General features: G+C 42.0%; 10 protein-coding genes. 3 read left to right on the forward strand and 7 right to left on the reverse strand.

Translation table 11 applies throughout. The annotated features are described in order from the left end of the window. Positions 1-44: 44 nt before the first annotated feature. The 5 genes from IGQ44_09450 to IGQ44_09470 all read right to left on the reverse strand — a co-directional run bounded on the left by IGQ44_09450 (position 45) and on the right by IGQ44_09470 (position 5,886). Entirely contained in the window at positions 45-758 is a 714-nt protein-coding gene (locus IGQ44_09450) for a cytochrome b/b6 domain-containing protein (GenBank protein ID HIK38200.1), read from the reverse strand. A gap of 9 nt (positions 759-767) precedes the next feature. Beyond that, the gene (locus IGQ44_09455) at positions 768-2,441 is read right to left on the reverse strand and encodes an ABC transporter permease (GenBank protein HIK38201.1); all 1,674 of its coding nucleotides are present in this window, start codon (positions 2,439-2,441) and stop codon (positions 768-770) included. A 70-nt stretch (positions 2,442-2,511) separates the two neighbouring features. Further along, positions 2,512-2,889, reverse strand: a complete 378-nt coding sequence (locus tag IGQ44_09460; protein HIK38202.1) for a response regulator — start codon at positions 2,887-2,889, stop codon at positions 2,512-2,514. Positions 2,890-2,960: 71 nt separating this feature from the next. Further along, positions 2,961-4,823, reverse strand: coding sequence for a response regulator (locus tag IGQ44_09465; protein ID HIK38203.1), 1,863 nt, complete (start codon positions 4,821-4,823; stop codon positions 2,961-2,963). Between the two features lie 127 nt (positions 4,824-4,950). Continuing rightward, positions 4,951-5,886: a pentapeptide repeat-containing protein gene (locus IGQ44_09470; GenBank protein HIK38204.1), complete on the reverse strand. Its 936-nt coding sequence runs from the start codon at positions 5,884-5,886 to the stop codon at positions 4,951-4,953. Positions 5,887-6,204: 318 nt separating this feature from the next. On the opposite strand from IGQ44_09470, the gene IGQ44_09475 reads away from it, so the two are divergent. Further along, positions 6,205-6,702, forward strand: a complete 498-nt coding sequence (locus IGQ44_09475) for a CAP domain-containing protein (protein ID HIK38205.1) — start codon at positions 6,205-6,207, stop codon at positions 6,700-6,702. 48 nt (positions 6,703-6,750) lie between these two features. Here IGQ44_09475 and IGQ44_09480 read toward each other — a convergent pair whose 3' ends face one another. Both IGQ44_09480 and IGQ44_09485 read right to left on the reverse strand, forming a co-directional pair. Beyond that, positions 6,751-7,440: a response regulator transcription factor gene (locus tag IGQ44_09480; GenBank protein ID HIK38206.1), complete on the reverse strand. Its 690-nt coding sequence runs from the start codon at positions 7,438-7,440 to the stop codon at positions 6,751-6,753. Positions 7,441-8,371: 931 nt separating this feature from the next. After that, positions 8,372-9,820: a YcjF family protein gene (locus IGQ44_09485; GenBank protein ID HIK38207.1), complete on the reverse strand. Its 1,449-nt coding sequence runs from the start codon at positions 9,818-9,820 to the stop codon at positions 8,372-8,374. 375 nt (positions 9,821-10,195) lie between these two features. Here IGQ44_09485 and IGQ44_09490 point away from each other — a divergent pair, with 375 nt between their 5' ends. Both IGQ44_09490 and pdhA read left to right on the forward strand, forming a co-directional pair. Continuing rightward, positions 10,196-11,020 (forward strand): UDP-3-O-acyl-N-acetylglucosamine deacetylase, encoded by an 825-nt coding sequence (locus IGQ44_09490; GenBank protein ID HIK38208.1) that lies wholly within the window; start codon positions 10,196-10,198, stop codon positions 11,018-11,020. A gap of 33 nt (positions 11,021-11,053) precedes the next feature. Beyond that, positions 11,054-12,085 carry a pyruvate dehydrogenase (acetyl-transferring) E1 component subunit alpha gene (pdhA, locus tag IGQ44_09495; protein ID HIK38209.1) on the forward strand — a complete coding sequence of 344 codons (1,032 nt, stop codon included), beginning with the start codon at positions 11,054-11,056 and terminating at the stop codon, positions 12,083-12,085. The last annotated feature ends 58 nt before the right edge of the window (positions 12,086-12,143 follow it).

Raw genomic sequence — 12,143 nt, forward strand, 5'->3', positions numbered from 1 at the left:
TGTGAGGGCTACTCTTTTATATTATGCTATCCTTAATGTTTGTGTTAGATACTTTTGAGGATGGAGATAACCCAGGCCATTACTATTGCCAGGAGGATAGCCAATTCAACTTTTTTAGAAAATGCCGGAATCCTGTTCCACTCTCGTTGTATAATCTGACGATAGTTCCTGATGAAGTTTTGTATTTTCCCTGGCCAATGTTGGGGACTATCCTTATCGATATATCCCCATTTTAACATTGACATTATTAGCTCTTTCCCTCCTATTTGGCTTATTGTTAATAAGTGTAAACTGATAGTTAAAATGAGCAACACTAGGGATATAAGATGCAAAAAGTAGGCAAAATGATTTAATTCTCCTCTCGGCAACCAAGTTTCGTCCATCATTTTACCTGTAAAGGTGGCAAAGGTAAGGGCGAGGATGTTAAGGGTATTGACGAGACGATGGATACTATATTTGCCGATAGGGGTGTGGCTCAATTTAATTTTAGCGAGGGTATCCTTTTGGATAAGTTTGGCGTTGCCCCGGTGGAAGCAATAAATGACAAAAAAAGGTAGGATTAGTATTGTAAATAGGCCGAAAGTGCCATGAATACCCTCAATTTCACGCCAGGGTGGCAGCAGGGGTATCTTTAGAATTCTGGCGTCATAGGTGTTGTATGTCCAGATAGCCGTGAGAATGGCAAGGATTACGAATAGTGCCAACAGGTTATGGAGGATTCTAAAGAGTAATTTTTGGTAGGGGAAAGTGGTATTCATAGAGGGATTCTAGGTAGATTCCAACAAAGCTTTGGTTTCGGAGACACCGGCTTGTTGTAATACCCGTTTTAGTTGATAGTTTAAGCCGATGACAAGGAGAATTTGTGTGAGGATGCCGCCAAGGATGCCACTGAGTGGTAGCTGATTGATGACTAGGGGGGAGAAGGGGGAAAACAACCAGACAAAGGCAACAGATGTGGGGTGGGGGGAGATTGTCATGGCTATTTGTGGAGAGAAAACAAGACTGGTTAGTAAGGCAATGGCAATGAGATTCCTTTTTCTGGTTTTTAGCATCAATATCAGCTGATAGATGGTGGCATAGGTTAGGATAACTAGGATTATGGATAAAAAGCCGAGGAAGACTAATAGTGGCGGGTATTTACTGTATAGCCAGAAGGATGGGAGTGAGTATAGAAAGATAATAACACTATTGAGAGCAATACAGAGGACGGCTGGACTTTTTTCCCCCAGTATCAAATCGAAAAGGAGAATGGAAACTCCGTTTAGACCATGGTGTGGGTTTTCATGACGGAAACGACTCCAGTCTAAGAGAATTTGTCTTTGAGGGGTTGATGCCAGGGTGATAATAAGGAGATAGAGGAAATTGAAACTCAGAAAAACAGTTAATGCCTCCACCTCCTGGAAGACGTCGAAAGACTTTTGTTGTAGGGTAAAACCAAGATTGAAGAAGGCAAAACAAGCAGACATCAAGTAACTATCCCCCTTAGAAAGAATCACATCCTGGGGATTATGGAAACTACGTTCAATAGCCTGCCATACCCAGAAACTCCATACGGCATAGTGGAGTAGAATAAAGATAAAACCAAAAAGACTCTGGTGCCAAAGAGAGGTGCCATAGAATTGTAGTTGTCGGAGACTGTCTAGGGAAAGATAGCCTACAGTGTCAGGGTTAAGAAAGGTGGCATTGACAAGGTAGGGGAGAAACAACAGGGGAGAGAATAACAGCAACCAGTCAAGGGAGTTGCCAGTAAAGCCACTGGCATTCATGATAGCCAGTGTGGTGATAAAGAGAAAAAGGAGAGTAAACAGACTTATCACCCATGTTTGAAAGTTTCCCAGGTTTCTAGTGGCTAATACCCACAAGACAGCCGCCGAGTATAAGAAGAAGCAACCAGCAGCCAGGACAATATAAAAAGCTATAATCAGATGTGGGGGAATGCCTGCCTTTATGCCTGCCAATAGGTGTAGGGGCATGGCCAACAGGGTGAATATGTATACTAGAATTGGCACGCCCAGAATTTTACCCGAGATGATGGTGAAAGCCGATTGGGGTGAAAGACGAAGGAGATGAAGAGTTTGACGGCGGTTTTCCCTCTCCATGTCGTTGGCTAGCAGATATACACCCGCCACCGGGAGAATAAAAACAATAATAACACTGAGGGTGGTGAACAAGTCTAGCCACCACAATTCTTTGATGATTTGAATGTTGCCCAGCAAGTCCGATGTGCAGGGGGAGCCACTGGTACAATAGCGACTATAATGGTACCCGTGGTGTTTCTCATTGTGGGGCAGAAGATTGACGAAGCAGAGGTATAATAGGTATTGTCCTATTAGAGAAGCCAGGGATGTTATTAGAAGGGATTTGGGTTTAACCCTGGACTTTAATTCCCTGAATAACTGGGGGTTGAAGTCGCCGGCGAGGCTTATTACAGAGAAAAGCATACAGTTTTGGGGTCATAGTAACTGGACTTATAGAAATGATAACGTAACTAATAAGCCATAAGTTCCAGTCCTATTTTCCTTCCAGAATTGCCGCGATGGTGTTTCCCAGGCTTATGGGATTAAATGGTTTGGCAATTATGCCTTTGGCGCCTGTCTTTTGCCACTCGAATTCCAGACTCGACCTTGCAGTTAAAAAAATTACAGGCGTTTCTACAATCAGGGATAATTCCCTCAGTTTTTGTAGGAATTCCTCCCCGGTGTATTCTGGCATAAGATAGTCTAAAAGGATTACATCCACCCGTTGGTTGACGAGGATGTCCACTGCTTGTTGCCAGGTGTTAGCGACGACGACATTCCATTTCTTGGTGGTTTCCAGGGATAATTTAATCAGCCTAGTAATTTCTACCTGATCGTCTATTACCAAGACTTTAAGAGTCTTCTCACCCATAGAGGGATTGGGGATGTGGTGTCAGCGGCATTATAGCATAGAGCTTTTCTAGAAACAAATACTGTTGAAAATCACGACAGGTGTCGCAATTGGGCAACTATTCGGGGGTATAATTCCACATCCATTTTGGATTTGCTGATGAAGTCGTCGCCGCCTGCTTTTATCAGTTGACTGACGAGGCTAGGGGTAAGATTGCCGGTGAGGAAAATGAAGGGGATTCTACTTAGCATAGGGTCTTTCTTTACTATTCTACAGATGTCCAACCCACTCAACTTGGGCATTTGCACATCCACAATCATTAAATCTGGTTTTATTTTCCTAATCTTGTCTAAAAACCCCTCACTATCTACCATGGCATCCACTTCCAGGGGTAAACCGCTAGTTTTAAGTTTGTAACTTAAGACATCAACAAAACGTTTGTCGTCGTCTATAAGCAATATTTTGTGTTTCTTCTCTACCGCTTTGTTTTTTTCCAGACAGTTTTCCACCTGTTGCCATAGAGTGGGGATAGGGTTTTCCTTGCTGAGGAAGGCAGATATGGGGTAGGCTGAACAATAGAGACGATTTTCTATACTATCATCCTGGGTATAGACGACAACAGGGGTGGTGTTTTGTTTCCTTGCCAGGGTGGAAAGAATAGAGTCGTTTATTGCCTTGACATCCCCTTCAACCTTTTGCCAAAAGGTTTCTAGAATTACCACATGAAAGTTTTCACGAGTTACGTAGTCGATGGCGGTTTCAGGCGTATGGGCGAAGCGGAAATTGACATTGGGGTCTTCTACGAATAGGATGAGTTGATTAGCGATTTTTTGGTTTTCGTCGACAACCAGAATTTCGTAGGTTTGTGGCTTGGATGTAGGGGATGGGGATTGAGGGAAAGAGGTGATGGTTGTTTCAGCAGTTATATCTTGAGTGGGGAAGAGGGTAGCTTGCAGTTGGGTAAGAAGCTGGAGAATTTGACGGCTAGCCTGTGGGGTTATAGTTTCCTGGTTTGCTTTAAGGATATTCTCAATCTGTCGACAAATCTCACTAGCTTCAGTAAAACCAAGACTCCCCAGAAAGCCGACTAGGTTGTGGGTAATCCTGATGGCTTCTTGATGGGAAAGATGGGGATGTTTGCCTTGGATGTAGAGGGAAAGAGTTTGACAGTCTTGGATGACATCTTGTTGGTGTTGTAACCACAACTGTTGGATTGCCAAACCTAGTTTTTGTTGGGAGTTATCATTGGTGTTGTTATCTTGTTTTTCTTCTGGGGGAGAAGGTTTAAGACGATAGCCTACGCCATATACTGTTTGGATAAAATCCCTATCCAACCCCGCCTGTTGTAATTTTTTCCGTAGGGACTTAATATGGGATCTGAGGGTAGTGGCAGTGGGGGTGGCGTCTATTTCCCAGAGTTCGTTTATTATTTTATCTTGTTCTAGTATTTGTCGGGGGTGTTCCAGGAACAACTTCAAAATATGATATTCTGTGCGGGTTAAAGTCAACTCCTCCTCCCCAAATTTTACTGTCCTGGTGGCCGGGTCCAATTTCAGTTTTCCATATGTTAAAATCTCACCCTGGGGCTTACTTTTTTTATTCCTCCTAACCAACGCTTTTACCCTTAAAATTAACTCTTGAAAGTCGAAAGGCTTGAGTAGATAATCATCTGCGCCAGCTTCAAATGCCTTTATTTTATCTTTTTTGTTGTTTAAGGCGGTAATTAGCAAAATGCCCACTTCTATTTCATTCCTCCTCAACTCTCTACAGACATCGATGCCATTTTTTTCTGGCAACAAGACATCCAGAATGACAACATCATAATCCTTTTTTTTTACCGTATCCAAAACACTCCCCCCTTCTTCCAACACATCAACTACTTCCGCCTCCGGGAGTAAACAGTCTCTTATTATTTTGCTTAAACGGATATCATCTTCCACCAGTAATATCCTCATGAAACACTACCACTCCCCCTTTCTTTTTAGTTCAACCTTATGTTTTCATTGTAACAAGGGGACGAGGGATAGGATAAAGAGATAGGGGATGGTATTTAGGGGATAGGGGATAAGTGGTAGACACTTGTTAGGCATAGGCATACACCAGGAGACGGTTGTGGCAGCATTCAGACTCCAGGGGGTTGTAAATGACATCTTCAAAGTTATTAATAACATGAGAACAAAGTTTAAAATAGTTTTTAACCCACATCCTATACCATTGGATTTGAAAGTCATCTAGATATTGGTTTTTATTCCCATTCACGGCTATATTGCCTTTCTCGTCAATAGTAAATTGCTTACACCAATTGACATCTGGTTGGCTAGCCTTCCAGTATTTGGCAACCAATCCCATCCCCAGATAACGTTGACTATGTTTGCTGATGTGGTTAAGGATGTCAAGCAAGTCTGCCAGGGTAATGTCATTGCGTTGGAGGAATACCATTTTCCTCTGCTGGGGGTCAAAATTTTGGGGGAAAAGGGTTTTACTATTATACTGGGCATTATAGAAACATGCCATCTCGAATTCAGTAGCCACTAGACTAGCATCACAGAGATTGGCTTCTGCCAGGTTAGCATCAGTCAGATTGGCGCCGGTGAGGAAAGCTTGTTGGAAGATTGCGTGTTTCAGGTTAGCTCCTTTCAGATTAGCATTATTTAGGGCAGCCTGGGTGAAGTCAGCATGGCTGAGATAGGCCTTTTCCAGGTTAGCGGAATTTAAATGGCAGTTTTGGAATTTGGCATTTCTTGCGTGGATGCCTGCCAGGTTAGCCTTGTTTAATTGGCTATAACTCAAATCGGCATTGTCTAGGATGGCATTGGTTAAATCAGCCCCTTTTAGGTTAGCACATTTAAGATTGCAACCAGTCAAATCCGCCCCACTGAGATTGGCATTTTCCAAGTCGGCAAAGGTTAAGTCACTATTTCTTAGACAGGCATTGGCCAGGTTGATGCCTTTCAAGTCTGCCTTAACCAGATTTTGATTTTGTAGCTGTTTATGGGGTTTGAAGAGGATTTTTTCCATGACTTTTACCTCCCTTTTGTTTGTTTCCTGAATACAAAGCTAAAGGGCAATTGTGGAGAAATTGTGGAGATTTCTTTTCCATGAACTGTAGTTCACGAAACTTCATTTTAGTTAAAATTACGGGGGAACTTTTGTATGCTAGGCTACCAATACTTGGTCACCCTTTTCACACACTATACTCAAAAGGAGTGGGTAAAGAAATTAAAAACTTCTAATGGAAAGAGTAAGTAATTTTTCTCAGTCAAAACTAGGAGAGAGGGGTAGGGTTTTCCCTATAATAGGAAGGGGGTTAACCGGCAATGTTTAGAAGGTGAAACTATGGAAAAAGTGTGGAGGAAAACCGGTTTAGCCGTAGGTTTAGTGGGTTTAGGAGTTTCTTTCTTGACGGCTGGGGGGGTAACTGTAGCGCAAAAAACAAACAATTGGGGGGAGATTGTCGCTTTGGAAAATGAAGTTTATTTTCGGGTAAATCAGTATCGTCAATCACAGAATTTGCCCCCTCTAAAAAGAGATAGACGTATAGATGTGGCTGCAAGACAACACAGTGAAAATATGGCCAATAAAATAGTTAGTTTCAGCCATGATGGGTTTGAACAAAGAGTACATAGTACAAGGATAAAATATCGCAGGGCAGCGGAGAATATAGCTTACAATTGGAACGTGCCTTCCCCGGCTACTGAAGCGGTAATGGGGTGGATCAATAGTCCATCTCATCATAGGAATATGACGGGAAATTTTAACCTAACGGGGGTCGGTGTTGCCAAAAATGCCAGGGGAGAGTACTATTTTACCCAGATATTCATTTTGACAAGATAAGCCGCCCACCACCAAAAAACAACCAAACAACAGTCAACAGTAGTAGTGTTAGTCTGTTAATCCCTCTTTCAAGGCAAAACGCACTAATTCTGTACGACTGGTAGTACCGGTCTTACTGAATAGACGACTAACATATTTTTCCACATTGCGGACACTGGTGTTAAGGGCTTTGGCTATTTCTTTATTCATCATTCCTTTAGCCACCAAGTCTAAAACACTCTTCTCTCTTGGTGTCAACTCTATTTTCACTTCTGATTCCCTCTTGGGGAGGTTAGTTGTTAATTTCTCTTTGATGTCCTTAACATCTCTTAACAATTCCTCTATTTGAAGACTACTCCCCTGGGAGGCTTCCAAATCCCGCTTCTTAGCCAACAGATTAGCCACAATAGCCTCTAACTCCTCTGGATCAAAGGGTTTAGGCAAATAGGCGTCACATCCTGCCATATACCCTTCAATCCTATCACTAGTCATGCCCTTGGCTGTGAGAAACACCACAGGGAGGTGACGGTAGCGACTGTCACTGCGTAACTGTGTGAGAAATTGGAGGCCATTAACCCCCGGCATCATTATATCAGAAATAATCAAATCGGGGGTGTTCTGTTTAATTTTTTCCCATGCCTCTTCTGCATTGCTAGCCACATCCACCTCCCAATTGTCATGGCAACCAAGATAGGCTTGTACAGATTCTCTAATCCCTGGATCATCATCCACCAGTAAAATTTTTTCCACATCAGTCATGGTATCTTTTTCAGACAACATTTTTTTCAGACAACGGAGACTCCCATCCAGACTCCTATTTTACTACACCCTGGCCGGGCTAGTATTAATTCCCTGGATTAGAGGTAAAAAAAACAGTCTCCAGAGGTTGGGGTAAGTTTACCTAAAACCGGCTGATGCTAGTCTTAATATTTTTCAGAACTTATCATTATTATCAGTCAAATTTTGCTTCAATTCCACTGAATTTTCCGGGGCAAAAAGGTGCGTTATTCGAATAGCATTGTAGAGGCATTCTTCCAACTACCCGGTTTAAAGGCAAATAGACTTCGGGTTGAGGAGAATTAACAGTATTTGCCACTTCCTCATTTACCACCTCTTCAGAGGGAAAAAACATAACAATTACTAACACTTAAAAGCCTGCTGGGCCTGTAAGGCATAAGGGTATTGTGGAATGGTTGTATGAGAATCATTTTAATAACAAGTCAGGGGGGTTGCTATAGTTTATGTTAAATAATTTTCCCTTCTGGATACCTGCGGCGTATTTAGATTAATAATGGCTGGAAATCTTGCTTTGCCAGATTTTGCTGAAGCGGGGATGAGTGTCTACTGCCCATTAGATCTACCAGCCTTTCAGTGTCGTTTTTTGTGACTGTATATTGAGTTGTTTAGCTCTAAACACAACAATAAACAACTATATTCATAGTTTTTGTTTATATAATTATACTCGTATTAATTTTATCCCCCGTAAGTTACCAACTTATGTTTAACTTTTATATTCCTCTGCCTGGCAAACATTTCCGGCTTCACCTCAAATTGGCTGTAAATTTAATATCAATCATCCCATCCGTCAATAGAATTTGAAAGGAAAGATTTTGAGAAAAAGAGGGTACTATAAGCCTTTATGTAGTCCGGCTTTTAGGTTTCTCCTCAGAAGAGCATAGATAGCAAGTGTTTAATTTTGTAGGAGAAAGGAGGTTTTATGAACAAACCGGCTGAGGAAGTCCTGATTTTTTAGACTGGCAAAAACTTCCTGCATTTTTTCCTGAATTTTTTGAAGATTAAACTCCTGGGAGTTGGTTTCAGAATTGTTTTGATAGTATTCCACTATAGTCAAACCACAAACACGGGTGAGATAGGCTGCACTCACGCCCTGAATTATTCCTGTGGCAACAAGAGTTGCGATATTAGTTTTTAGGATGTGAGTGATTAACTGACTGGAGAATTCGACTATGCCCAGTTTCAACATCAAATCTACCACCCTGACAGCAATTTGTCTAGCCTGAGACAGGGAAAGAGGTTGTTGATAGATTTTTGCCAAATCCATAATCATTTGGGAATTAATAGCGGCAGCTGCCAACAAGTCTAAACTGGCGACTGGATTGGCAAAGGTGGTAGTAGCCGCGAGGATTTGATACTTTTCAATTACCCTTAAGGCTTTTCGTCTTCTTATGGCATTTAATTCTGTGGTAACTTCGTTTTCCAGACTTACAGCCTGACGATAGGCGGTGGCCAGTATTAATTTTTCTCTGTGATGCTTATTGTTAATTATTAATGTTATACTCTCATATAACTTCTGATAGTTGGTTACCGATTTTTCTTCCCACTCTTCGTATCTCGTTTCATCCAAGTATCTTCTAACCTTTGTAATTTTTTCGCGGCTAGATACGGTAATGATTTCAGTATTATCTACTATATTTGCCAGGGAATTTTTGATGCTTTCCAACACCAACACTTTTTCTGCAGGCAAGAAATAATTTACATCATCAAAAAGGATAATAATATTGTGCCATTTCTCCTTCAGAAGGCGCACCAAATCCTTCTGACTTGCCATCAAATCCTCTCCGAAAACCACCAGTAACAAATCCTGGTTTTCACATTGTTTTACCGTAGCTTCTTTACCTTCATATTCCTCGATTACCTGGATTTCAATCCCTTTACCCAATCTTTCTTTCAGTTTTTCTGCCAAGTCAGTTATATTCGTCGTCAGATTTGCCTTCAAAATTCCAACATTTATATAGTCTCTCTGAAGAAAGTTTTTGATCTCCTGTAGTTGGGATTCAAATACCTTATGTATCCTTATTTTCTCGTTTCCCCCTCCCCTGTTTTCTCCCTCTTGAATTTCCTTTGAAAGGGTATCAATTTTGAGGGCAATTTTTTCAATTTTCTCGGATAAACTCCGGAAGTCCAGAGGAAAATTTTGTTCGGAGGGAGACACACTTTTCCTTTTAGGCACTTTGGCAAAGAAAAACAAAATGATGCCTAAACCCACTATAAAATTCAAACCAATTTCGTCTAATTGTTGTCCCAACCATAGGACAAGGAAAAGGATACTCCCCACCACCAAAATTGGTTTTCTCTCTGGTAATCCCATGACCATATTTCTGGACAATTCTAGTTTCATATCTCTATAAGGTTATAACCATTACAATAAAATAAAAATAACAGGCCAGCCCCCCGCCCCGGAAAACACTGGAATTGTTAAGATTTAACTAAACCCGATACTATGGTATCATTTTTATCAGCCTAATAATCCGAGAAATTACTTATAATTTACATAATTTTACACATAATTTTAAAGACAGAAAGTTGAGGAAGGGGAAATACATAAGAGGCAAGAAGTAAGTGGAAACAGGATAAAGGTGTTATGGTCTATACCATATAATCTATACCAATAGGAAGTCAACTAAGTAAAAGGAAAAATCAAAGAATAATGATAGTCTAAAAGGGAGTAACAGTCAAAGAAAACCATTAGATGAGGAGAATTGGGTTGTTAGACATGTTTAAACCATTTACGGTGTCGGGGGTAACACTGCATTCCGGAAAAACTACTAGGGTGAAGGTATTGCCGGCAGAAGAGGAAAAAGGGTATTACTTTGTAAGGATGGATTTGCCCGGGAAACCCATCATAAAAGCTAACATACAATCGGTGACCTCTACCATACTGTCCACGGAATTGGGAGAGGGGAATGCTAGAATTAGGACAGTGGAACATCTATTAGCGGCTTTATGGGGCTGTGGGGTGACCGGTGCTAGAATAGAGGTTGAAGGGGCAGAAATCCCGCTTTTGGATGGTTCGGCCTTGGTTTGGGTAGAGAAACTGAATTCTACTAACCCTTCCTTTCCTGAATGTAGTGTAGCCATAAAAGAGCCCATCTGGGTGGGGGAGGGAGATTCTTTTTGTATGGCATTGCCTTGTGAGGAGATGAGATTTACCTATGGTATTGACTTCCCCTACCCAGTATTGCAAAATCAGTGGTATACCTGGTATCCCCAACGGGAGAGTTTCCAGAAAGCCATAGCACCGGCCAGGACTTTCGGTTTTGCCGACCAGGTGGCCAAATTAAGGGATATGGGATTAATTCAAGGGGGTAGTCTGGAAAATGCCTTGGTTTGTGATGGCAATGGGTGGTTAAATCCTCCCCTGCGATTTGAAAATGAGGCAGTTAGACACAAACTGCTTGATTTTATCGGGGATTTAAGTCTACTAGGGAATATCCCTCGTGGACACTATATAGCATATAAAGCCAGTCATCATCTCCACTGTGAGTTGGCAAAAAAAATCGCCTGTCTCTACCCTAACCGTCCCCTGATGATGAAATAATGGTGAATCGGTGTCTAAAAAGGAAATACTACTATGTACAAGGAAAGGACTGTTCCAGCATTCGATCATAGTACTGTAAAAATAACTAAGGAAGAGGCCCTCCTGTTGTATGAGGACATGGTATTGGGGCGAAAATTTGAAGACAAATGTGCTGAGATGTACTACCGGGGGCGGATGTTTGGCTTTGTCCACCTTTACAATGGCCAGGAGGCGGTTTCCACCGGCGTCATCAAGTCTTTGCGCTTAGGTTTCGACTACGTATGTAGTACGTATAGAGATCACGTACATGCCCTGAGTGCAGGGATACCGGCAAGGGAGGTAATGGCGGAGTTGTTTGGAAAGGAGACAGGTTGTAGTAAGGGGCGTGGTGGCTCAATGCACCTGTTTTCCGCTAAACATAATTTCCTAGGGGGTTATGCCTTTGTGGCGGAGGGAATTCCTGTGGCTACTGGGGCGGCTTATCAGAGTCTGTATCGTCGTTTTGTCTTGGGGGAGAAGGATTTTGATCAGGTGACGGTTTGTTTCTTTGGTGATGGGGCTACCAATAACGGCCAGTTTTTTGAGTGTCTTAATATGGCAGCCCTCTGGAAACTCCCTATTGTCTACGTGGTGGAAAATAATAAATGGGCTATTGGCATGGCACACGAAAGGGCTTCCTCCCAGCCGGAAATCTATAAGAAGGCCAGTGTTTTCAACATGGAGGGGTATGAGGTGGATGGCATGGACGTTTTGGCAGTGAGGGATGTAGCACAAAAGGCTATTGCCCGAGCTCGGGCTGGCGAGGGCCCTACCCTCATAGAAGCCTTAACCTATCGTTTTCGCGGCCATTCTCTCGCTGATCCTGATGAGTTAAGATCTCCTGAAGAGAAGGAATTTTGGGCTAAAAAGGATCCCATTGTTAGATTTTCCCAGTATATTTTTGATTATAATGTTGCTACAAAAGAAGAATTAGAGGCCATTGACAAAAAAGTGGACGAAATAATAGAAGATGCGGTGGAATTTGCCGAAAATAGTCCCGAGCCCAGTCCAAATGACCTTTTCCGCTATGTTTTTGCCGACGACTAGTTATAAAGGCTTTTTTTAGTCTTCGGGGGTATGACTTACGCCCCCACACTGTTGAAAC

It is taken from the genome of Geminocystis sp. M7585_C2015_104 (assembly GCA_015295805.1).
In the GTDB taxonomy this organism is placed as follows: domain Bacteria; phylum Cyanobacteriota; class Cyanobacteriia; order Cyanobacteriales; family Cyanobacteriaceae; genus DVEF01.